Source organism: Proteus sp. G4415 (assembly GCF_963896075.1).
In the GTDB taxonomy this organism is placed as follows: Bacteria; Pseudomonadota; Gammaproteobacteria; order Enterobacterales; family Enterobacteriaceae; genus Proteus; species Proteus mirabilis.
In genome coordinates this window covers 19,568-43,215 of sequence record NZ_CAWQOK010000102.1, presented here as the reverse complement: position 1 = coordinate 43,215, position 23,648 = coordinate 19,568, and the positions used below count along the sequence as shown (strand labels likewise).

Below are 23,648 nucleotides of genomic sequence, written 5' to 3'. Positions count from 1 at the left end.
CATAAAAAATCCCCAGAATATGCTGGGGATCTAATTATCATGCTAACTTAATACCTTCTTATCACTTACTTAGTGATAGCGATATAGTGTTAATCCGCTAATGCTTTAGTGATTTTCTCATATAAATCACCTGATAAGTTATCAAGGGCTTTTAGCTTTAATAACTCGGCACGCATTTTCTCTTGGCGATTAGCATCATAGCGTTTCAAACGAATAAACGGCTCAATAAGACGAGATGCAACCTGTGGATTTCGGCTATTTAAGTCAGTCAGAATTTCTGTCAATAATAAATAACCTGAGCCATCTTCTGCATGGAAAGCCACAGGGTTATTATTCACAAACGCACCGATTAAAGCACGAGTACGATTTGGGTTAGCTAAAGTAAAAGAGCGATGTGATAGCAAACTGCGTACTGTTTGTAATACATCAGTTGCCGGACTCATTGCTTGTAAGCTAAACCACTTATCCATTACCAAGCCATCTTGATGCCATTTATCATCAAACTCTTGTAATAGTGCCTCTTTACAAGGTAATTGTGCCATTACTGCAGCATTTAAGGCCGCGAGTGCATCGGTCATATTGTCGCTATTGTGATATTGCGCTTCAACCAATTGATTACCCGTTTGCTGGTTTTCAACGGCTAAATAACCCAAGCAGACATTGCGTAAATCACGTTTAGCAATATCACCATGATCGACACGGTAAGCACCGATATGCATTGAGTGATAAACCGCAGAGAACTCATCAGCCATTTCAGTGGCTAAAGTTTTACGAATAAAACCTAAGGCCTGATGAATAGCAATAGGATCGATAATAGCAAAAGCTTCGCCCGCTTCAACATCGGTAGGTAATGTCAGAATAAGTGCCGCCAAGGCAGGATCGATATCTTTATCAAGCAATACAGCACGGAAAGCATCAATTACCATTTCAGGTAAAATTAATGGTTGCCCTTTTTGAACACGCGAAACGTTTTCTTTAATATAACGACCTAATAAAGATTGCGCCGCATCCCAACGAGAAAAAGCATTACGTGCATGTTTCATTAAGAATGAGAGTTGCTCATCCGTAAAAGGATAATCAAGTTTTACTGGCGCAGAGAATTCTCGCAATAATGAAGGAATTGGCTGTTGAGCAACATCATCAAAAATAAACTGCTGCTCTTCTCTCACCACATTTAATACATTAGAAACCGGCTGACCTTGTGAGCGTAAAGGGATAACCTCCCCTTGTTGATTATATAATTCAATATCTAACGGAATATGTAGAACTTGTTTTTCCGCCTGATCTGCCGTTGGTGGCGTCATTTGGCTGACGGTTAATGTATATTGCTGTTTTTGTGCGTCATAGCTATCACGTACAGTCAATACCGGTGTACCTGATTGGCTATACCAACGACGGAATAAAGTCAGGTCAACATTAGAGGCATCTTCCATCGCTTGTACAAAATCATCACAGGTCGCTGCACTACCATCGTGACGATGAATATACATCTGCATACCCGCTTGGAATTTCTCTTCACCGAGTAGCGTGTGGATCATACGGATCACTTCCGCCCCTTTTTCATATACCGTTAAGGTATAGAAGTTATTCATTTCAATCACACTATCTGGACGAATTGGATGAGCCATTGGGCTTGCATCTTCGGCAAACTGTGCTGTACGCATAACACGCACGTTATTGATACGATTAACTGAGCGAGAGCCTAAATCAGAGCTAAATTCTTGATCACGGAAAACCGTTAGTCCCTCTTTTAAGCTTAATTGGAACCAGTCACGGCAAGTAATACGGTTACCTGTCCAGTTATGGAAATATTCATGGCCAATAACAGATTCAATCCCTAAATAATCTTTGTCTGTTGCTGTTTCGCTTTTAGCAAGAACATATTTAGAGTTAAAGACATTAAGCCCTTTATTCTCCATTGCCCCCATATTAAAGAAATCAACAGCGACTATCATATAGATATCGAGATCGTATTCTAAATTAAAGCGTGACTCATCCCATTTCATGGCATTTTTTAGTGATGTCATCGCCCAATCAGCACGATCAAGATTACCTTTATCGACAAATAACTCTAAAGCAACTTCACGACCACTTTTAGTGTTAAATGTATCGCGTAATACATCAAAGTCTCCCGCCACTAATGCAAAGAGATAACTTGGTTTAGGATGTGGATCTTCCCAAGTCACCCAATGACGACCATCTTCAAGATCACCTTGTGCAACACGGTTACCATTAGATAATAGATAAGGATACTGTTTTTTATCTGCAGTGATCGTAGTGGTATAGCGCGCTAAAACATCCGGTCTATCTAAATAATAAGTAATATGACGGAAGCCTTCCGCTTCACACTGTGTACATAGCGCATCGCCAGAAACATATAACCCTTCTAAAGCGGTATTAGCTGATGGGTTAATCTCATTAACAATTTTTAACGTAAACTGTTCAGGCAATTGGTCAATGATGAGTTTGCCGTTTTCTTCTTTATAGTGTGTCCAAGCAACATCATTAACAAAAATAGATTTTAATGTTAAATCTTCCCCATCTAACACCAACGACGTTGCCGTTGTCGCTAAGCGCTTGCATTGGCTAATAGCAGTAACCTGTGTTTTTTCTTTATCTAAGATAAAATCAAGATGCAAATCAGTGATGGTGTAATCTGGGGCGCGGTAATCTTTACGATATTTAGCAATTCTTTGTTGTGTCATAGAAAAAAACCTTTTAGTTAACACGACTATTTTACGGTTATATAACCAAAGCTTACTCGTCAAAAAACGGTTTAGCTAGTCGAATATTCAATTGAGCACATTAAAAGTCAATAGAATGTTAATGGGATATTAATATGTGTAACTAATTTATTTGCTAATTGATGCTAACATACTCCCAAATTATGTTTAACGTGGTAAACTCAATAGAGATTTACAGCTTGTTTTTATGTCGCAGAGAAATATTAACGAATAGTGACGCATTATCATCATATTCGGGTATACTCTCCAACCTTAACGATTTAGCTGACATAAAAACGCTCCGTGAGGATGCTTGACGCGCTATGATTTTAGACGCTACACCGATTATTACATCACTGTTGGATACCGATGCATACAAGCTCCACATGCAACAGGCGGTTTACCATCATTATAGTGATATTCCTGTCGTTGCTGAATTCCGCTGCCGGAGTGATGAACGTCTAGGTGAATATGCAACAACCTTACGCCATCAAGTGGATATGATGGCAGACTTGTCATTAACTAATGAAGAGTTTGGCTATCTTCAAAGCCTGCCTTTCTTTAAAAATGACTATCTGCAATGGTTTAAACATTTTCGCTTTAAACCCGAGCAAGTGCATATCGCGACCACTGCTGACAATCAATTGACGATTAAGATAACTGGCCCTTGGCGTGAAGTTATTTTATGGGAAGTTCCTTTGTTAGCATTGGTGAGTGAAATTGTCCACCGTGCTCGTTCGCCACAAATCACCGCTGATGACGCCGTTATTCAATTACGCAAACTTATCGATATTTTCTATCGTGATGCGGCTGAACAACAGATTGATTTAGCGGATTTCAAATTGATGGATTTTGGTACTCGTCGTCGCTTTTCTTATGATGTGCAACGTGCCATTGTCGATGAATTAAAAAATCATTTCCCTTATCTTATCGGCACTAGTAACTATCATTTTGCTGAACGTATGCAACTGGCGCCCGTAGGCACACAAGCCCATGAATGGTTCCAAGCACATCAGCAAATTAGTCCTGAGCTTGCCAATAGTCAACGGGCTGCATTGCAATCATGGCTAGATGAATACCCAGATCAACTCGGTATTGCACTCACTGATTGTATCACTATGGATGCATTCCTGCGTGACTTTGATATGCCATTCGCCAGCCGTTATCAAGGGTTACGTCATGACTCAGGTGATCCGATTGAATGGGGTGAAAAAGCCATTGCTCATTATGAAAAGCTCGGCATCGATCCGATGAGTAAAGTATTGGTATTCTCTGATAGCCTCGACTTTCAGAAAGCCTTAGTACTTTATAAGCATTTCCATAAGCGTATCCGCTTAATTTTTGGTATCGGCACCAGATTGACTTGTAATATCCCGAATATTACACCTCTTAATATTGTGATTAAGCTGGTGGAGTGTAATGGTAAACCTGTTGCTAAATTATCGGATAGTCCAGGTAAAACCATTTGTGAAGATGATGAGTTTGTCGACAAGCTACGTAAAGCCTTTGATGTTCCTCTTGTTAGGCAAGCTTGTTAATAAAGATTAAATCGCTATCTATTCACTCTATCTATTCTATCTATAAAGAAAGGGCCAATATTGCCCTTTCTTTTTGCTATCACCCCCACTATTCGACTGATTTTACCTATTTTTAGCAAAATATTTTCTATAAAGGCTTTTCTCTTGCTGATTCCCTCTTTAAACTGAAATTTCCTACTTGTTTCCTGCGCTATTGCAAGTAACATAGAAAAACTGTCCGACAGGGGCAGAATGAATTTACTAAACAATTATTTTAATTAAACGAAGAGAGATTTATTTATGATCGTTGCGCCTGTAGTCGACGTACTGCAAGGCCGTATCGCGGTTGGCGAAGACGTCACCGTTCGCGGTTGGGTACGTACAAGAAGAGATTCAAAAGCTGGTATCTCATTCCTTACCGTCTATGACGGTTCCTGCTTTAATCCAGTACAGGCCATCATTAATAATAATTTACCGAATTATCAAGATGAAGTGCTGCACTTAACCACAGGTTGCTCTGTGGAAGTCACCGGTAAAATTGTTGAATCTCCGGGTCAAGGTCAGAACTTTGAAATTCATGCGACCAAAGTTGTGGTAGTAGGAATGGTTGATGATCCGGAAACTTATCCGATGGCCGCTAAACGTCACAGCGTTGAGTATCTGCGTGAAGTTGCTCATCTTCGTCCACGCACAAACTTAATTGGTGCTGTTGCACGTGTTCGCCATACCTTGGCACAAGCACTACATCGTTTCTTCGATGAGCAAGGCTTTTTCTGGGTTTCTACGCCATTAATTACGGCGGCGGATACCGAGGGTGCGGGTGAAATGTTCCGTGTCTCTACCTTAGATATGAACAACCTGCCACGTACTGATAAAGGTGAAGTTGATTTTAGCGAAGACTTTTTTGGTCGCGAAGCTTTCTTAACCGTATCAGGACAATTAAACGGCGAAACTTATGCCTCTGCATTAAGTAAAGTCTATACTTTCGGCCCAACTTTCCGCGCTGAGAATTCAAATACTAGTCGTCACTTAGCTGAATTCTGGATGGTTGAACCTGAAGTGGCTTTTGCTGATCTGAATGATATCGCCGGATTAGCAGAAAAAATGCTGAAATATGCCTTTTCTGCCGTGTTAGCTGAGCGCAGAGATGATATGGAGTTTTTTGCTCAACGCGTTGATAAAGAAGCCATTACACGTTTAGAGCACTTTATCGCTTCTGATTTCGCACAAATTGACTACACAGATGCGATTACTGTGTTAGAAAATTGCGGCCAGAAATTTGAAAACCCAGTTTATTGGGGTGTTGACCTCTCCTCCGAGCATGAGCGCTATCTTGCTGAGAAACACTTTAAAGCCCCTGTGGTTGTGAAGAACTACCCGAAAGATATCAAAGCATTCTATATGCGTATGAATGAAGACGGTAAAACAGTTGCGGCAATGGATGTGTTAGCACCAGGTATTGGTGAAATCATTGGTGGTTCTCAACGTGAAGAACGTTTAGAGATGTTTGATAAACGTTTAGCTGAGATGGGTATGAATAAAGAAGACTACTGGTGGTATCGTGATTTACGCCGTTATGGCACCGTACCACACTCTGGTTTTGGTCTCGGCTTTGAACGCTTAGTTGCTTATGTGACTGGTGTCACAAATATTCGTGAAGTGATCCCATTCCCACGTACACCAAGAAATGTCGATTTCTAATGATTTGATTAATTAGTAGCCAACAAAAAACATTTGTGTTGCTGATTAATTGTACTAACTTTAGTTATACCAGAAGCCAACCTCAGGGTTGGCTTTTTTTATGCATGGCTACAATTTGATGGAAAAGTTCCCCTAAATACACACTTTGAAATACATTGTTACAATTTGTTACACTTTTTTCGATTTTGTAGCAAATTCGGGGTAGATAAAATTTTTTACCAATGGAACACTGTCACCCGACACAGACGACACTTAACTCTCATAAATAGTTCCATAAAAATTAAGAAACTATTTCTGGCAGTGGCAAAGGTGTCTGAATAACACCAATGAGGGTAATAATAATGATGAAGCGCAATATTCTTGCAGTGGTAATCCCAGCTTTAATGTTTGCTGGTGCAGCAAACGCAGCTGAAATGTACAACAAAGACGGCAACAAAGTAGATATCTACGGTAAAGTTGACGTTCGTCATTACTTCGCTGACAAAGATTCTGGTGAAGACGGTGATGCATCTCGTGCACGTATCGGTTTCAAAGGCGAAACTCAAATCAATAAAGACTTAGTTGGTTTTGGTCGTTTCGAGTACGAAGTTAAAACTAATAATACTGAAGGAAGCGAAGGTAACAACAAAACTCGTCTGGCTTTTGCTGGTCTGAAATTTGCTGACTTCGGTTCTTTAGACTACGGCCGTAACTACGGTGTAATTTATGACACCAACGCATGGACTGACGTTCTGCCTTTATGGGGCGGTGACTCAATGTCACAAACTGACGTTTATATGACTGGCCGTGCTACTGGCGTATTAACTTACCGCAACACTGATATGTTCGGTTATGTTGATGGCTTAAGCTTTGCTCTGCAATATCAAGGCAAAAACAACGAAAACACCAACAATGCTCGTGGTGAAAAAATCACTGATAACAATGGTAATGTTGTAGGCTACAGTGTAGATAAAAAAGCTAACGGTGATGGTTACGGTTTCTCTACCGCTTATAACTTAGGCTGGGGCGTAACACTGGGTGGTGGTTACTCTAACTCTGCTCGTACTTCTGGCCAACAACATTACAGCTCAGCAAAAGGTGAACGCGCTGAAGCATGGAACGTTGGTGGTAAGTTTGAAGCTAACAATGTTTACTTAGCTGCAATGTACGGTGAAACCCGTAACATGACCTATTTCGGTAATAAAAATAATATTGCTAACAAAACTCAAAATATCGAGTTAACTGCACAGTATGATTTTGCTGATTTAGGTATCAAACCATCTTTAGCCTATGTTCAATCTAAAGGTAAAGACTTAGGTGTTGCTCAAGGTAACGACCAAGATTTAGTTAAATATATCTCTGTAGGTTCTTTCTACAAATTTAACAAAAACATGACTGCAGTTGTTGATTATAAAATCAACCTGTTAGATGACAATGACTTCACTAAAACTTACGGCGTTGCAACTGACAACGTAGTTGGTTTAGGTCTGACTTATCAGTTCTAATTACCCTTTAAGGTAATTAAACAGTCAAGTTAATTGATTTGAAAAGCAACACTTCGGTGTTGCTTTTTTTATTTGCCTATCCTATTTATATTGCTCGCTTTTCTGTTCCTCCTTTTCTAATACTAAGATAAACAGTTTATTATACTAAACTGTTGGTTATTTTTAGTGGTTATATTTACATGTTAATGTAATCACGAAAGATTTACTTATTTACATCTTGTTTTGCTATTTATTCTCACTTAGTTCACAACTTCTTGCTAATTTCTCTACAAACTGTTGGCAAACCGATTCTATAGCGTTACTCTTGTTACTCATAATTCGGCTTCGTTTTGAGCTTAGGGAATAATTACACTATGTTTGAGAAAATCATTGCTGCACCAGCCGATCCTATTCTGGGTTTAGCTGATAGTTTCCGTTCTGATACTCGTGAAAACAAAATTAACTTAGGGATTGGTGTTTATAAGGATGAAACAGGTAAAACACCTGTACTCACTACCGTTAAAAAAGCAGAAAAATATTTATTAGAAAACGAAACCACTAAAAATTATCTTCCTATTAGCGGTATTCCTGAGTTTGGTGCGGTCACTCAAGCACTGTTGTTTGGTGAACAACACCCTATCATCACAGAAAAACGTGCACGTACAGCACAAGCTCCGGGTGGTACTGGGGCATTGCGTATTGCTGCGGACTTTATCGCTCAGCAAACTAATGCTAAACGTGTATGGATAAGTAACCCGACTTGGCCCAACCATAATAATATTTTTCAGACTGCAGGCTTAGAGATTTGCCAATATGATTATTATGATGCCGAAAGCCACGGTTTAGATTTTGAAGGTATGCTAGCCAGCCTACAAAATGCACAAGCAGGTGATGTTGTGCTGTTCCACGGATGTTGCCATAACCCAAGTGGTATTGACCCAACGTTAGAGCAATGGCGTCAATTGGCTGCCTTATCCGCAGAGAAAGGTTGGTTACCAGTATTTGACTTTGCTTACCAAGGTTTTGCTAATGGTCTTGAAGAAGACGCGCAAGGCTTACGCCTGTTTGCTGAAAGCAATCCTGAGCTGATTGTTGCAAGCTCATATTCAAAAAACTTTGGCCTTTATAATGAGCGTGTAGGTGCTTGCACTATTGTCGCAAAAGAGAGCGATACTGCTGAGAAAGCATTTAGCCAAGCCAAAGCGATTATTCGCGCAAACTACTCTAATCCACCGGCACATGGTGCATCTGTGGTGACCACTATTTTATCTAACCCAGAGTTAAAAGAAGAGTGGATTGAAGAGCTCACCACAATGCGTGAACGCATTCAGCGTATGCGCCAATTGCTGGTGACAACCTTACAAGAAAAAGGCGCAAAACAAGATTTCAGCTTTATTATTGACCAAAATGGTATGTTCTCATTTAGTGGCCTTAATAAAGAGCAAGTTGAACGTCTACGTGCTGAATATGGTATTTATATTGTCGGCTCTGGTCGTATTAATGTCGCAGGCTTAACACTGGAAAATATGGTTCCATTGTGTGAAGCCATTGTCGCTGTACTTTAATGGCTTTTTCATCGTTTTAAAGCATACAGTTAGATAACACGTTTTATAACCCAACAGCGTTTAATTAGATATGTTGTTGGGTTTTTATTATTTTATAAAAATATCATTAATAAATAATTTATTTCTAGCTTGATGCGATAACTCTTTTTCTTATGCACTTAGTAAATAGACTAGTTATAGTCTGTATAGCTTTTGTTCCAGCTTTTCATCCCCCAAATACACAGTTTATTCCCTACTGTCCCCCAGAAGATGTACTTGCGACCGACTATCATAAAGGTAGCATACTGATATCCGTACACTCTTACGCCATATACACCATAAACAATCTATTTATTCCGTCTTTACACAGCATTGATACTGTTAATTGATGAGCGATATCATTTTTAATTTTTCATCTATAAAAAAGCCCTTTAATATAAAGGGCTTAAAGAGTTTGCTTTATTTTAAATTACCAAATGGGCATTTCATCTTGTAAGAAAGGATTATATTGACGCTCATGACCTAAATTAGACATAGGGCCATGGCCGGGGATAAATAGATAATCATCACCTAGTGGTAATACTTTATTTTTGATAGAAGCTATCAGATCGGCATGATTACCACGAGGGAAATCAGTACGACCAATACTTTCACGAAATAATACATCTCCCATCGAGATAAGTTTATTTTGGTGATTAACAAAAATAATATGGCCCGGTGTATGGCCCGGACAATGTAAAACCGACAAAGTAATGGTTTTACCAATAGTAACAGTATCCCCTTCATTTAACCATTGATCAGGCGTAAAAGATTTTCCACTGGGGAAATTAAACATACGACACTGTTGTTCTAAATCTTCAATAAGGAAGTTATCATCTTTATGTGGCCCATAAACAGGCACATGAAAATGCTCAACAATTTGAGCTGTTCCTGCTACGTGATCAAAGTGGCCATGAGTTAATAGCACTTTAGTCAACTTTAATTGACGTTGTTCAATTTCTGCAATTAATGTTTCGACATCACCACCGGGATCAACAATGGCCGCTTCTTTGGTATCATCACACCAGATAAGGGTGCAATTTTGCATATAATTTGTCACAGGTATAATGTGATACATCATAGCTTACTCCGCGCTTTCTTAATCTATATCTATTTATTTATTACATAGATTACCATGAGCGCACGGGTCCTGTATCGATATGAACAAAATTACTTCGTGGATAATAACCCACTCCTCCCGCTTTCATTCTTAGTGCAACTTGGCGTACTTTAGATAAATCAGTACCTACTAAACGGAAATCCATTGCTTGACCACGGGTATGATAGCTTTTTTTCGCAACACCGCTGGTGTGTTGACGTAGATGGTTATTAGTCGCGAGTGAACGATAACCCGAAATAAGTTCAACGGCTTTATTGTTGTTTAACATCACCTGTAACAGATAGATTTGATCAAATAAGGCTGGATCGATAGTTTTAACTTTATTTTGACGGTGATCTCTAAAAAGATGATTTAGTCTAGCAAGCTCTTGTTTATTATAACGTTTACCATCAAAAAACTCGGCTTTAATAGTTTCACCAGTATTTAAATTATTAAAGCGAAGAATTTTCGGTCGGGGAGTTGCTAATGATGCAAATGCATGTGAGGGAAGTAAACCTAAACCAACAGCAGCCATACCAAGGCCTAACCACTTACGACGATGTGAATCAACAATATCCATGATAGCTACACTCAAAATAATGATAGAAGGAAGAACAGACCTTTATTATGACAATATTTTTCTTGAATTGTTGCTTATTGTTTGTATAGATTTGTAAACATATCATTGATATTATTTTATAAAAGTTTATGTTTTATTATTAATAATAGCCGTGTTAGCAATTAACATTTTATTAATATTAATGTTATTTCTAAAAATAGATTAAAAATAATAGCTATTTTTTAAAATTTATTAATAAAACTGAATGAAATTATTTTATCTCACTGATTTTTATAAAAAATAAAGAGCAAGCATAATGCTTACTCTTTATTGTTGTTAGCCATCTATTCTATTACAAATATTTCTTAATATTCTCTAAAAAAGAGGTTGCATTATTAATGCTTTGGTCATAATTATAAATATCTGCTCGATATTGAGGGGCATTTTCTTCTGCTACCCAAGCTGTTTGATAATATAAATAGACAGGGATACGTTCAGGAATTGGTGCATATTGTGTTGAACCTCGTTTTAAGGCTGCATCAATTCTATCTTGTTTCCATCCTGCATCACCTAATAATATCGTCGCTAATTGCGCCGCTTTATTCACACGAATACAACCTGAACTAATTGCTCGCATATTTTTAGTAAATAAATTGTGGTTTGGTGTGTCATGCAGATAAATCGCTTCAGAGTTTGGCATATTAAATTTATATCGGCCTAGGGAGTTAGTTGGCCCAGGGGCTTGCCAAATGCGATATGGAAAATTAGCCGCAGAGATGTTTTCCCAATCTATATCGTAAGGATTAATTGGATAGGCGTCATTCCCCCACCCTGAATAAATCGTATAACCTTTACGGCTAAAATAACTAGGATCAGCCTTTCCTTTTGGAACTATATCTTTACGCGTCATACTCGTAGGTACATTCCAAGGCGGATTAACCACAACATTATTAAGCGCACTACTCATAATGGGGGTTTTTCTATCTGGTCGACCAACAATCACTTTTGAATCTAAAATCAGTTGATTATTAGCATAAAAATAGAGGGAGTAATCAGGAATATTGACCCAAATTCCAGTGTCACCAATAGGTGGGGTTAAACGTAACCGCTGTATATTTAATGCCATAATTCCAGCACGCTGTATTGGTGTCATATTTAACCAATTACGCGTCTGTCTACCAATAATACCGTCAGTTTCTAATCCATGGGCCGCTTGAAACGATTTTACAGCAGCAATTAAAGGCTCATCATAAATCGTTGTTGCTACTTCTTGCTCATTTTCAGCCAATTGAGGCAGTAAATTTAAGTTACGCAATATTTGTCTTAATGCAATAACTTCTTCTGCCGATTGGTTTGGCTTTAATGAATTTTTCCCTTCCATGACGGGCCAAATAACCTCTTGATGAAGCTGTTTGCGCACTTCCTCTTTCATTAATGGATAGTAAGGGTGTGAGGGTGCAAAGGAGACGACAAAGCGCCCTAAGGTATTTTGTTGTAGATTGAGTTGGAAATGCTCGACAGCTTGCACAGTCGGTGCCGGTAATGCTTGTATCGCAGCGCGATATAACAGTGTTGTTCCTGATTGATTAATCTGTTCAACAAAGCTGATATAACCTAAAAAAGCGTCAGATAAAATAATATCTCGTGCTTCTGGCGTTAATTGTGCTGTTTCTAATAGCGTTAACCAACGTCCAAATTGTGGTTGAATTCCAGTTAAGGCAACCTCTGCCAGTTGCTGCTCTAGTTGTTTTGTAATTTGTTCATCTTGCCAAATCAGTGCTAAATCATTGCTTTGATAAACATCCACGAGTTGCTTAAAGTAAAGTGGTTTATATTCGCTTGGTAACCAAGATTGTAGTTTAGTGCTAACTTCCTGCTTACTCACTGATGGTGAATTTAATGTATCTTGTGTTGCCACGTCTTCTGTGAATGCGGGTACTAATGCAGGTGTTTCTGATGTGAATAGCGGTGGCGTTTCACTTTCTGAGGCAATAACATTATGCCCTGAGAGAAGTGTACCTATTACGACCGAATACGTTATTGCTCTTTTAATTGCTTGTTGCGCCATAGTCCTCAGTGCCTCATCCCTTGTTATTATTTTGCTATCGTAAAATATTAGATGAGTTAGACAAAGAGTTTTATAGGAATAAACTAATATTTGTAAAGTTTTATAAAATCTTTTCAACAATAGGCACTTAAATCATCATAAAAAGATGTTTAATACACTTTTTATATTAAATAAGAGTATAAATACTAAATACTCACAATGCCGTGCACAATAAATATTCAAATAGAAAGTATATAGATTTAATCTATCATATGGTTCTATTTTGTTTTATAAAGAAACCCAAAATAAAAAAGGCGTAGTTTCCTACGCCTAACAAATAAAGGTCAACAGCACAGAGACAGATTAGTACTCTGAATTGATAACCACTTCTTCACCAAATTGTCCCGCTTTAGGTAACGGCTGGTAAGAAGAGTTAGCAGCACGTAAGATACGGATCCCACGGATATTTAGCTCATCAGCTGCTGCGATATCAGCATCTGCATCACCGTAGTAAATTTTCAGTTTGTGATCGCGCATCCAGCTTACTTTGTTATTTGCGCCAGGTTGGTCACCGGCAAAAATAACAGGTTGCATTTTGTCTGCAGGAATATTTAAACCTTCTTGAACATATTTAGTCACAGTCTCTGTTTTAGTCTGTGTACGACCGGTAATGAAATAAACAGTATCACCGCGTTTTAAGTGCATCTGAACAAGATCGATACCGACTTGTTTAGGCATACTGAATTTATCCCATTCGTTGTTCATTTTTTCCCAGAATTCTGGGTTTTTCAGATAACTGAAATCGTTTGGAGAATATTCCAGTTTACCACGATAAAAGCCTGGGCTTGAGAACAGAACGGTGTCATCAATATCAAAACCTACCGCCATTGGTGCTTGGCCTTCTAAGCTTTTTTCAATTTCTGCAACAGAAACCCATTTAATTGGTTGCTGATGTGCAAGTTCAGTAACAGTAACCCCTGGGCTAACAACTTCTGGCATATGAACTTTTGCCATTGCTGCGCCATTTAAACTTAACGCCAACGCAATTGCACTAAGAGTAAGTGTGACTTTACGCATTCTCTTTCCTTTAATTTTTATATTAATCACAGAAGGTGATAATAATAAACATCATAATTACATTTAAATGAGATGTAGCGCACGTTATTTTATTTAGGCTGGTACTCTTTTGTTAGTTTACTTTCATTTTTTGATCTATCTAACACTTTGAAAAAAAGAAAGTACTATCTACGAAAGCAGATAGTGCCGTTATTATCTAAGTCGTCCCCAAATGAACACATCAATGACTCTGTTATTTTTGAAACATTTTTTGGTAAAAAATAAACATTTTAAAATTAGCCAAGAAAAACCCATTACCTATCATAGGTTATGGGTTTATCTACAGATAGAGGTTCGAAATTGTTTTAATAATTTATAAGTAATATACAATTAATTTAAATTTGGATTAGAAAATAGGAAAGCTAACATGGACACAAAGCGCGTGGGATATACTGTTGTTGATCTATCCCAATGGGGACGAAAAGAACACTTTGAAGCATTTCAGTCTTTTGCTCAATGCACCTTTAGCCAGACAGTTCAACTGGATATTACTTCATTATTAAAAACCGTAAAGCAAAATGGGTACAAATTCTATCCGACATTTATATACATCATTAGCCGATTAGTAAATAAACATGCAGAATTCCGCATGGCAATGAAAGACGGGGAATTGGTGATATGGGATAGTGTTAACCCTGGGTACACTATCTTTCATGAACAGACCGAAACATTTTCATCTTTATGGAGTTACTACCACAAAGATATCAATCAATTTTTGAAAACTTATTCAGAAGATATAGCACAATACGGTGACGATCTAGCCTATTTTCCAAAAGAATTTATCGAAAATATGTTTTTTGTGTCAGCAAATCCTTGGGTAAGTTTCACCAGTTTTAACTTGAATGTGGCGAATATAAACAATTTCTTTGCCCCTGTATTTACAATAGGTAAATATTATACGCAAGGAGATAAAGTTCTGATGCCACTAGCAATTCAAGTGCATCATGCCGTATGTGATGGCTTCCATGTAGGCAGATTACTCAATGAAATACAGCAATACTGCGATGAGGGATGTAAATAATCAATGGGACTTAAAGCACATGTTTTTGTTCCACTCAAACCTGTCGCTATCCTCTGTTTCCACTTTTATTGATTATTTTAACATCGATATAAATTGATGAGGGGCATTTAGTACTTCCCTTTTTATTGAGGGGTCACGCTATAAAATTTGTACACTGATTTGTACTAATAACGGTGATAAAAATACTAAATGCCATTAACACTCATGAATAACCAAAATATAAAATAATGAAAACAATAAGTTATATTATAAGGTTATTCACTTACTCATCATAATCCTTCATCAACTATCTGCAATATTTTCGGATAAATGTTTATCTTTTTCACTTTGTTGCCCAAAGCCTTTTAATCCGACCACATGAACATGCTCGCTTCCATTAAAGACTTTACGCACTAATTTATAAGTTGTGCCTTTTTCTGGACTAATATTTTCTGGTGCGGCAATGATAAGTTGCATATCAAGTCGTTCACACAGTTCAAATAGGGTTGCGATAGATTTCGCATCTAAACGTGCGGCTTCATCAAGGAAGAGCAAACGACAAGGCGAAATATCTTTTCCTCTTAAGCGTCGTGATTCTTCTTCCCAACTTTGAACCACCATCACTAAGATAGACATACCTGTACCAATGGCTTCACCTGTTGATAGCGCACCACTTTCTGCTTTTAACCAACCTTCTGGCCCACGATTAACTTCAACTTCCATCTCAAGATAGTTACGGTAATCAAGCAGCTCTTCACCCACCGTTTGTGGCATACGCTGACCAAAATCAGCCTGTGGATTTAAGCGTTGATACAGTTTTGCCATCGCTTCAGAGAAGGTTAGGTTTTGGTTTTTAAATAGATCTTGATATTGGCTATCTTCTTCTTCCGATAATACATCCAGTAAGATTTGATGGCTTTCACGAATATTAACGTTTAACCGTACACCACGAACCTGACCAAAGGAAACCGCTTGTAAGCCCTGATTTAGCATGCGAATGCGATTTTGTTCACGTTGGATAGTTTTACGAATAATATTTGCCACACTGCGAGAGCTGATCGCCAGTTTTTGTTCACGACTGGTTAGCTCTTCGGTTAAGCGAGCTAATTCAATTTCCATCTGTTCGATAGCATCAACCGGATCATCGGTTTTGATAATATCTTGTCGAATGCGTTCTCTTAAATGTTGGTAAACCGCAATAAAGAATTGGACTTTACGATCAGGGTATTTTGCGTCTTCAGAGCGACGTAATGCATCCCGTAAATATTCATTATCCGCCACAGCCTGACGTAACGCACCTAGCGCCTTATCCGACATTGAACGTAACTCATCCGCTGAAAGATAGGCAAAGTCACGACGATGTAAACGGCGCTCCATACCATTTTCTTTCACTAAACGCATAACAGCACACCAACTGGCTTTAGCGCTGACGACGTGCTCACGCATTTGGCCATAATCACGTTCTAATTTGCGAATTTTCTTCGCCATATTTTCACGTTCAGCTTCACTAAGCGCAATATCACGCTCAAGTTGGCTAATACGCGTACGGTTAGCACTCACCGCAGCATAACGTTGATCACGTAACTCTTTGGCTCGCGCTTCTGCACCCGCATCAATTTGCAAGCCAGTCTCTTTCATCTCTTGCTCAAGCTCTCTTAATAGTTCTGATTTGGTATCAAAAGAACTTTTTAGTGAGGCTAGTACTTGATTAAACTGATCACATTGTGCCTGCTGTTGACGATATAACTCTCTCGCTGTCGCTCGCTCTGTTTCAGCCATTTCTAAACGACGACGTAATTTTTCATTAAGATCGTTATTTTCACTGACAATTTCAACCGCATCGCTATAACTAAAATGTGGACGACGCTGAACCACTTCCACCAGCAAAAATGCTTGTTGTTGATAACGTTGCTGCTCTTCTTTTGCGTATTGATAATCTTGTGTTAATTGATCATGCTCTTGTGGATCGCTTTGTAAAATCGAGGCTATAGGCTCTAACGCAGTTAATGCTTTCTCATGACGCTGTAAATAACGCATTGACTCTTCTGCGTTATAAAGCTCTTCACGTAGCTCTTCAACACGATCAATTAATGTTTCGTCCAATAATAAATTGACTTGAGGAATGAGTTTATTTAATAAATTGAGCGACTCTTTGGCTTGCGCATAATGCTGACGTTGTTGCTGAGTGCCCTCTTCATATTGTGATAACTCGCGCTCTAATTCATTACGACGTTGATTTAATTGGCGAATATCTTCTTCAGGATCGGCATCAAATGCCACTGAAATATGTTGCCCAACAAATTGGCTAAATGCATGGTGTGCACGTTGAATTTTCTGCACATCAAAGGCCTGTGTAGCATATAGCTCTGACAGCTCGTCTCGTTGACGGGATAATATTTCTAGCTGGTTTTCTCGTGCTGCTCGGCCAAATAATGGAATTTCGGGATAACGTGAATAGCGCCACTGCCTATCTGAACTTTTAATAAGTACCGCTTTTTCCATTTCTTGGGCATTAAACACGCTATCATCAAAGGATTGTGGATCACCTTCAATAAAATAGAGATCTTCCGGGCAATCTTCTAAAGAAGCTAACTGCTCTTCGATCGCACTGAGATCTTGTACTACAATCGCATGGCGCGCAGGTCCATATAATGCTGAGAAATAAGGCGCATCATCTAAGGTGATATCATCGTAAATCTCCGATAATAAAACCCCGTTAAAGCGTTCTGCTAAAGTAATTAATCGACTATCTTCAGCCCCACTAGGCTGACTTAATCGTTCAATTTGAGCTTCAATTTGCTGTTTGCGAGCAGCGGTTTCATCACGCAAAACCGTGGCTTCACGCTCTTTCTCAAGTAACTGTTGCATATATTCAGTAACTTGATTGCTTGTTTCAAAAGATTGATGCGTTTGTTCACACAGTTGCGTTAAAGCATCTTGTGCAGCAAACCAAACTGGCGCTTGTTTTCTTAATTTTTCAATTTGTTGTTTTAGTTGATCAAGCTCTTGGCGCATTTGCATACGCTGTTCGCCAGAATCACTAACATAATCGCTCAGCTCTTCAATCTTTGCTTCTAGCTCTTCTTGTAGAGTAAATAGATCATCAGGCTCAACATTTTTGCCATACTGTTTATTAAACTCTGCAAGTTGACGTTCAGCATTATTTCTTTGCTGTAAACGTTGCTCTAATTCAGCTAATTGCATCCGAATAGGGTGAACACGATCGGCTTGATGGCGATGTGATGACCATTCACGTAATGCGCTTTTAGCCACACTCCACGCATTTTGACGCTCAACTTCCCCAACAATCGAGGTGATCAATTTATAGGCTTGATCAAATTGCGTTTTGGCCGCATCAGAAACACCGAGTTTCTGCTCCATAGAAAGTAATGAATGCGTGATGGATTGAATTTTTGCTTGAATACGTTCAGCCCATAGCTCTGCATTGGTTTCATCTAAATCATCAATGCCACATTGTGCTTTCGCACGCTCTAATGCTTGTACCGCCTGACGATATTGAATAGCTCGGGTTTGTTGAACATCTAACGCTTGTTGATAATCTGCCAATTGACTTTTCAGTTCATCAACTTCTTCTTCCGCAGATCCAACTCGCGCTTCCAACTCTTCTTTTTTTGATGTTGCTTCTTCAACAACTTCACTTTGCTCTTCTAAACGGAATGTGATTTCTTCAACATCCGCAACATAGCGATCGATTTTTTCTTGTTGGCGTACCGCATTTTGTACGAGATTAAGTCTATCACTGGCGGCTTGATAATCTGTTTCCAAATCAGCCGATAACGCTTGTTGCTCTTCTAACTCTTTGCCCATTTCAATAAAGCGATAAGCTTCATTGTTAATCGCTTTACGCTGATCCCACAACTCTTTACGTAAAGATAGAGCCTGATCAAGGTGTACTCGTCTTTCATTAGCATGACGCATATAGTCCGCTGCAACATAAGAGGTCGCTTCGGTAACTAAATGTTTAAACAGATCACGATCGGATTGAGTGACCCGAATAGCTTCTAAGGTCATGCGGTTTTCACGTAATGCCCCTTCCATATCTTGGAAGGCTTTTCTTACTCCGCTATTTTCAGGTAATAAATAGTCGCGTAAAGAGCGAGTGATGGCACTTGAAATACCACCATATAATGAAGCTTCAATAAGACGATAGAATTTTGCCCGATCGCTTGCTGAGCGTAAACGTTTCGGAATAACCCCTAAATCAAAGAGTACAGAGTGGAAATCAGTAATCGAGTTAAATTGTCTAAAAACAACGCCTTCTATCGCTTCTACTTTTTCTTTTAATTCATTAAGTGGTAGAACACGTGCTTGGCGTCCATCGACAGCTTGCGTCAAAATTTCTGTTGGATTTTCAGCAATAGGTAGCCCTTGGATCATAAAAGGTTTGATATCAACCTTTTTATCTCGTCCGGCAACTTGTTGTAAGCGTACGCCAACGACAGCTCGTAAATGGCGGGAATTAATCACATCTAAAACAGCGTAACAAACTCCCGGGCGTAATTTCCCATATAATCCTTTATCACGAGAGCCACTGGTTGAACCGGCTTCAGTGGTATTTCTAAAATGAAGTAAAGTCAGATCGGGGATCATCGCGGTAATAAAAGCCGCCATGGTGGTGGATTTACCCGCTCCGTTACCACCGGATAAAGTCGTGACTAATTCATCTAAATCAAAAGTACGAGCAAAAAACCCATTCCAGTTGATCAATGTTAATGAGCGAAATTTTCCTCGTTCAATCATTTATTTTCTTCCTCTGCATCATCATCTTCACTGGACTCTAATTGCTCATCTTCCTGTTCATCGTCATCACTTGGCTCGCTATCTTGCTCTAGTGGCATAGCCTCACCATCGCGGATCATACGCATTTGCGCTTCAAGAGGAGAGTCACCACTACGCACATCAGCACCAAAGCGAAACACCGATTCAGTAATTGAAAAACGTTGCGTATCATTGGGTAAAAACGAAATCATCCCTAAACGACGTAGTCGGTTAAGTGACGTTTTCATTTTCTCTTGCAGTTTTTGTAGGTCTAAATCCGATCCTGTTGAGCGTTGATTAACTAAGCGTAACAATTTGCTTTCATCGGCCAGTGTACGTAATTCATCAAATAATTCTTGTACAGTGAAGATCCCCTGATTAGCTAATCGCTCAGGGCTAAGGTAGAGATAACAAAGAATTTTGCCGACCAACATATCCATTTCAGAAAGCACTGAACGAGGAATAAGCGTCGTTGAACGGGGGCGTAAGTAAAAAAAGCCTTCAGGTGCTCGAATTAATTCGACATTATAACGCGCATAAAAATCTGTTAACTCATCTTGAAAGTCCATCAAAAAAGCATGGTTATCTAGTGAGTCTATACCAATATGTCGACCTGCACGTAGCTGACTATCCAGTTCAGGAAAAAGTGAATTCGCTAATGCCTGTGCTAATTTAGCTGGTATAAATTGTTCAGTATGTATCGATGACATGCGCTTGTACCTTAGCTCCATATTCGTTAATTTCTGCCCATTTTGCTGGCAATCCTGCAAGTTCAGCTTGCGCGACACCTAATCGTACCGCTTGATCAATGACAATCCGTGCCACATCAAAATGCTTCTGTTGTGGATAACGATTAAGATACTCAACTAATACTGAACTGAGATCTAACGCTCGTTGTTCTAATTTATAAGCAGCCAGCTCTTGTTCAACCCATTGAGCAATTTGTTCATTTACTTCACTGAACATTTGATATTCCAGCTCTTCAGGCAATTCCCCGGTCACTTCTTCATCTCGCAACACAAGCTCTTCATCACGCATATCAAATAGCCTATCCGCATTAGCATAAGTTAATGCCCATGGGCTGTCGAAATAGTTTTGTACGGATTGGCGTAGGCGACGTGAAAAAATACGGTTTTTATCCATATCTATCGCCGTGCGAATAAATTTATGCACATGCCTATCGTAACCTATCCATAAATCGATAGATTGCTGTCCCCAACTAATAATACGGTCAAGTTTGCTTTGTAACTCAAAAACTAAAGTATCTATTTGGTCGACATGGCCTGAACTCATATTCGCTTCTTGAATACGTAATAGATTCGCTTGTAATTTGTCCCCTGCCGCTTCCAGTGTGTCTTGTAACTCTCTTAATGTCCCAGAGGTTTCAGATAGTAATTGTTCACAGTTTGAAATGGCAGCTTGCCAATCTTGGTTTAATAGTGCAGCAATATCTTCTTTAACGATATTTTGCTGTTCATCCATAATGCGTTGAGATAAATCGATGCTATCGAATATCTCAGCCACCGAATATTTTAACGGTGCAAAAACATTACGATGCCAATGATATGCATCACCACCTTCTTCTGCGGCACTTGCCGCTGAATCTAACTCACTTGCCACAATTGACAGCTGCATCGACAAGCGTAGTGATGAAAACTCACGTTGACGAATGTAGTAATCACTGATGCCAATACCTAATGGCGTTAAACGATATATCGCATTACCTTCTACCAGTTCACTGGTAAAACGGTTAAAAAGCCGCTGCTTGACCATATCATTAATGGCATTATTAGCACGAACTTGTATTGATTCTGCGGGTTGATCAAAGCCTTTACACACCTCTCGAAAGGCATCAATCAACTCCCCTTCACTCATCTCGCCATCAAGGCGTTCGCTGTTTAATACAGCAACTGCCATCAAAAAAGCTAATCTTTCCGGTGGCAGTGAAATAGAGAAATCATTTTTTCTCGCCCAAGACACTAACTCAGGAACGGTCTGGGTAAAATCACTCATAGTACATCCTTAATTTACACACTTTTGTGCCATGACATGAATGTAACGCCCCAGACTGATATAGGGCTCTTGCCGACAATAGCGTTGCTCTAAGGCAAGCAACGCTGGAAAATCTTTATTTTGCAACTGACGACTTTGCAAATAGTCATGAAAAACACGCACTCCCGTTTTTCCTAAAATCGTCATTGAAAATGACGCTAACCATTGATAAACATCCTCAGGTTGTAGCGGATTTTGTGGGGATAATGAGCGTTTTCTTCTGCGTGGTATTTCCGGATTTGCCAAATGGAAATTTCCCAAAATAGCATTTCTCATGACAATACCATTCGCATTGTAAAACATTAACGATAGGATACCATTAGGAAGTAGCATATCGGTAAGGACATTTATGGCGTTTTTCTGATCTGTGATCCACTCTAATACGGCATGGAATAGAATTAAGTCAACACCATCATCTAGATGCTGGTTTATCTCTTGTGCTGCACAACAAATAAACGTCATTTGATTGACAACACCTTCATCAATAGCCGCTTCTTGTGCGCGGTTAAGCATCTCTTGTGATAGATCACATAAAATTATCTGGTGCCCTAATTTTGCCAGTTGTCTGGAAAAATAACCTTCACCACCCCCCGCATCTAAAATACGCAACGGACGATCAGGGAGTTGAGTTAATAATTGTTGTAAATCATCCCAAATCACCGCTTGGCGGATTTTTCCTTTTGTTGTGCCATAGATATTGCGAGAGAATTTATCAGCAATATCGTCAAAATTACGGTCTGACATTAAAACGCCTCATGATAACAACTTGTTACTTGCGCTCTTTGCATTCTGATAAATTCAAAAATATGAGACACTGTACTGAAGGTAAACAAAGACAACAATTTTACCAGTGTTCGATGATACTGGCTGTTTTCAATCACAAAATAAGCCATGAATCAGATTATTCGCAAAGCGCAGTATAAATATAACGCTTATTAATGAAAAAATTAACGCTCAAACGTTTATCGTTTTACAATTTCTAAATTAGTGAGTATTTCTGTTCGTTAGCATTTAGTAAAAACTATACTTATACGCTATTTTGACACAATGCTTTATCAATCCCCTAGTTTTCACTAAATTTTTACTCTCAGTTGCTGACATTTCACTCAACTTAGGAAGATTTATGCTGTTTTTGCTCAAAAAATATCTTGGTAGCCTAATCATGCCACTACCGCTGTTATTAATAATTGCTTTTTTTGCGCTTATTTTACTGTGGTTTACTCGTTGGCAAAAAACAGGAAAAAGCGTACTCACTATCGTGATTGTGTTACTTACGCTGTTAGGCATGCAACCTGTCGCAGATACTCTATTGATGCCGAGTGAAAAAGCGTATCAAGCACGTTATGAATTACGCGAAAACTCACCACAAGATGTTAACTACATTGTCGTTTTAGGGGGCGGTTTTACTTATAATCCTGAATGGGCTCCTAGTGCTAACCTGCTAAATAATAGCTTATTTCGTGTTGCTGAAGGCGTAAGGCTTTATTATCGTTATCCTAATGCCAGCTTAATTTTTACCGGTGGTGCCGGCGTCAATAAAATAAGTAGCGCCGAAGTGGCTGCACAAGTTGCACAATCATTAGGTGTTCCAGCAGAAAAAACGATCGCCCTTTCTCAACCTAAAGATACCGAAGAAGAAGCGTATGAAGTGGATAAACTTATCGGTAAACAACCTTTTTTATTGGTGACCTCAGCAAACCATTTAGCGCGAGCAGAACGTTTCTTTTTAGCTAGAGGTATGCACCCTATTGTTGCACCTGCTAATCAGCTAGCCATTACTACCCCTCTGCATCCTTGGGAAAAATATACCCCTTCCGCGTATTATTTTCAGCATAGTGAGCGAGCATGGTATGAATTTATCGGCTCGATTTGGCAAACCATAAAACCTAGCGAACCATCTAGTGTAGAGGCGGTTGTTGAGAATAAAAATGAAGCTGACAATGGCATAAAATAGCGTATGAAGAATGAGATCATTAGGTAAAAAAATAATCAATCCTCTTTTTTATCGA

At 39.0% G+C, this 23,648-nt stretch carries 16 protein-coding genes; 6 read left to right on the top strand and 10 right to left on the bottom strand.

Annotated features, from left to right (window positions below):
- Window positions 1-89 precede the first annotated feature (89 nt).
- Window positions 90-2,705, bottom strand: coding sequence for an aminopeptidase N (pepN, locus tag AACU95_RS11795; RefSeq protein ID WP_004244668.1), 2,616 nt, complete (start codon window positions 2,703-2,705; stop codon window positions 90-92).
- Between the two features lie 341 nt (window positions 2,706-3,046).
- On the opposite strand from pepN, the gene pncB reads away from it, so the two are divergent.
- The gene (gene pncB, locus AACU95_RS11790; RefSeq protein ID WP_004244666.1) at window positions 3,047-4,261 is read left to right on the top strand and encodes a nicotinate phosphoribosyltransferase; all 1,215 of its coding nucleotides are present in this window, start codon (window positions 3,047-3,049) and stop codon (window positions 4,259-4,261) included.
- Window positions 4,262-4,275: 14 nt separating this feature from the next.
- Here the strand turns inward: pncB and AACU95_RS11785 are convergent, their stop codons facing one another.
- A complete protein-coding gene (locus AACU95_RS11785) occupies window positions 4,276-4,467 on the bottom strand; it encodes a hypothetical protein (RefSeq protein WP_017827340.1) in 192 nt (63 codons plus the stop codon).
- 73 nt (window positions 4,468-4,540) lie between these two features.
- Between AACU95_RS11785 and asnS the strand changes: the two genes are divergently transcribed.
- From asnS to AACU95_RS11770, 3 genes are all read left to right on the top strand, one after another.
- Window positions 4,541-5,941: an asparagine--tRNA ligase gene (gene asnS / locus AACU95_RS11780; RefSeq protein ID WP_004244664.1), complete on the top strand. Its 1,401-nt coding sequence runs from the start codon at window positions 4,541-4,543 to the stop codon at window positions 5,939-5,941.
- 341 nt (window positions 5,942-6,282) lie between these two features.
- Window positions 6,283-7,425: a porin gene (locus tag AACU95_RS11775; protein WP_088206701.1), complete on the top strand. Its 1,143-nt coding sequence runs from the start codon at window positions 6,283-6,285 to the stop codon at window positions 7,423-7,425.
- Window positions 7,426-7,778: 353 nt separating this feature from the next.
- Window positions 7,779-8,969, top strand: coding sequence for an amino acid aminotransferase (locus AACU95_RS11770; protein WP_004244662.1), 1,191 nt, complete (start codon window positions 7,779-7,781; stop codon window positions 8,967-8,969).
- Between the two features lie 448 nt (window positions 8,970-9,417).
- Here AACU95_RS11770 and AACU95_RS11765 read toward each other — a convergent pair whose 3' ends face one another.
- From AACU95_RS11765 to aphA, 4 genes are all read right to left on the bottom strand, one after another.
- On the bottom strand, window positions 9,418-10,068 hold the full coding sequence (locus AACU95_RS11765; protein WP_004247640.1) for an MBL fold metallo-hydrolase: 651 nt from the start codon (window positions 10,066-10,068) through the stop codon (window positions 9,418-9,420).
- 49 nt (window positions 10,069-10,117) lie between these two features.
- Window positions 10,118-10,666 carry a YcbK family protein gene (locus AACU95_RS11760; protein ID WP_004244605.1) on the bottom strand — a complete coding sequence of 183 codons (549 nt, stop codon included), beginning with the start codon at window positions 10,664-10,666 and terminating at the stop codon, window positions 10,118-10,120.
- A 331-nt stretch (window positions 10,667-10,997) separates the two neighbouring features.
- Complete coding sequence (gene ldtD, locus AACU95_RS11755; protein WP_004244603.1) at window positions 10,998-12,713, bottom strand: L,D-transpeptidase; 1,716 nt, start codon at window positions 12,711-12,713, stop codon at window positions 10,998-11,000.
- Between the two features lie 342 nt (window positions 12,714-13,055).
- On the bottom strand, window positions 13,056-13,769 hold the full coding sequence (aphA, locus tag AACU95_RS11750; RefSeq protein ID WP_004247637.1) for an acid phosphatase AphA: 714 nt from the start codon (window positions 13,767-13,769) through the stop codon (window positions 13,056-13,058).
- Window positions 13,770-14,175: 406 nt separating this feature from the next.
- On the opposite strand from aphA, the gene catA reads away from it, so the two are divergent.
- Complete coding sequence (gene catA / locus AACU95_RS11745; protein ID WP_049197252.1) at window positions 14,176-14,829, top strand: type A chloramphenicol O-acetyltransferase; 654 nt, start codon at window positions 14,176-14,178, stop codon at window positions 14,827-14,829.
- Window positions 14,830-15,111: 282 nt separating this feature from the next.
- Here the strand turns inward: catA and mukB are convergent, their stop codons facing one another.
- Genes mukB through cmoM form a run of 4 tightly spaced genes read right to left on the bottom strand, consistent with a single transcriptional unit; the run spans window position 15,112 to window position 22,383 of the window.
- The gene (gene mukB / locus AACU95_RS11740; protein WP_087740842.1) at window positions 15,112-19,569 is read right to left on the bottom strand and encodes a chromosome partition protein MukB; all 4,458 of its coding nucleotides are present in this window, start codon (window positions 19,567-19,569) and stop codon (window positions 15,112-15,114) included.
- A complete protein-coding gene (gene mukE / locus AACU95_RS11735) occupies window positions 19,566-20,297 on the bottom strand; it encodes a chromosome partition protein MukE (RefSeq protein WP_026164598.1) in 732 nt (243 codons plus the stop codon). The genes mukB and mukE overlap by 4 nt, the downstream gene beginning before the upstream one ends.
- On the bottom strand, window positions 20,278-21,600 hold the full coding sequence (mukF, locus tag AACU95_RS11730; RefSeq protein WP_004244597.1) for a chromosome partition protein MukF: 1,323 nt from the start codon (window positions 21,598-21,600) through the stop codon (window positions 20,278-20,280). Before mukF ends, mukE begins: the two co-directional genes overlap by 20 nt.
- A gap of 9 nt (window positions 21,601-21,609) precedes the next feature.
- Entirely contained in the window at window positions 21,610-22,383 is a 774-nt protein-coding gene (gene cmoM, locus AACU95_RS11725; RefSeq protein WP_004244596.1) for a tRNA uridine 5-oxyacetic acid(34) methyltransferase CmoM, read from the bottom strand.
- A 379-nt stretch (window positions 22,384-22,762) separates the two neighbouring features.
- On the opposite strand from cmoM, the gene elyC reads away from it, so the two are divergent.
- Window positions 22,763-23,593 (top strand): envelope biogenesis factor ElyC, encoded by an 831-nt coding sequence (elyC, locus tag AACU95_RS11720; protein WP_017827043.1) that lies wholly within the window; start codon window positions 22,763-22,765, stop codon window positions 23,591-23,593.
- The last annotated feature ends 55 nt before the right edge of the window (window positions 23,594-23,648 follow it).

What these genes read in the sequence shown, in the direction of transcription:
- pepN (WP_004244668.1), bottom strand. Translation starts at nt 2,705, where the DNA reads ATGACACAACAAAGAATTGCTAAATATCGTAAAGATTACCGCGCCCCA.
- pncB (WP_004244666.1), top strand. Translation starts at nt 3,047, where the DNA reads ATGATTTTAGACGCTACACCGATTATTACATCACTGTTGGATACCGAT.
- AACU95_RS11785 (WP_017827340.1), bottom strand. Translation starts at nt 4,467, where the DNA reads ATGTTACTTGCAATAGCGCAGGAAACAAGTAGGAAATTTCAGTTTAAA.
- asnS (WP_004244664.1), top strand. Translation starts at nt 4,541, where the DNA reads ATGATCGTTGCGCCTGTAGTCGACGTACTGCAAGGCCGTATCGCGGTT.
- AACU95_RS11775 (WP_088206701.1), top strand. Translation starts at nt 6,283, where the DNA reads ATGATGAAGCGCAATATTCTTGCAGTGGTAATCCCAGCTTTAATGTTT.
- AACU95_RS11770 (WP_004244662.1), top strand. Translation starts at nt 7,779, where the DNA reads ATGTTTGAGAAAATCATTGCTGCACCAGCCGATCCTATTCTGGGTTTA.
- AACU95_RS11765 (WP_004247640.1), bottom strand. Translation starts at nt 10,068, where the DNA reads ATGATGTATCACATTATACCTGTGACAAATTATATGCAAAATTGCACC.
- AACU95_RS11760 (WP_004244605.1), bottom strand. Translation starts at nt 10,666, where the DNA reads ATGGATATTGTTGATTCACATCGTCGTAAGTGGTTAGGCCTTGGTATG.
- ldtD (WP_004244603.1), bottom strand. Translation starts at nt 12,713, where the DNA reads ATGGCGCAACAAGCAATTAAAAGAGCAATAACGTATTCGGTCGTAATA.
- aphA (WP_004247637.1), bottom strand. Translation starts at nt 13,769, where the DNA reads ATGCGTAAAGTCACACTTACTCTTAGTGCAATTGCGTTGGCGTTAAGT.
- catA (WP_049197252.1), top strand. Translation starts at nt 14,176, where the DNA reads ATGGACACAAAGCGCGTGGGATATACTGTTGTTGATCTATCCCAATGG.
- mukB (WP_087740842.1), bottom strand. Translation starts at nt 19,569, where the DNA reads ATGATTGAACGAGGAAAATTTCGCTCATTAACATTGATCAACTGGAAT.
- mukE (WP_026164598.1), bottom strand. Translation starts at nt 20,297, where the DNA reads ATGTCATCGATACATACTGAACAATTTATACCAGCTAAATTAGCACAG.
- mukF (WP_004244597.1), bottom strand. Translation starts at nt 21,600, where the DNA reads ATGAGTGATTTTACCCAGACCGTTCCTGAGTTAGTGTCTTGGGCGAGA.
- cmoM (WP_004244596.1), bottom strand. Translation starts at nt 22,383, where the DNA reads ATGTCAGACCGTAATTTTGACGATATTGCTGATAAATTCTCTCGCAAT.
- elyC (WP_017827043.1), top strand. Translation starts at nt 22,763, where the DNA reads ATGCTGTTTTTGCTCAAAAAATATCTTGGTAGCCTAATCATGCCACTA.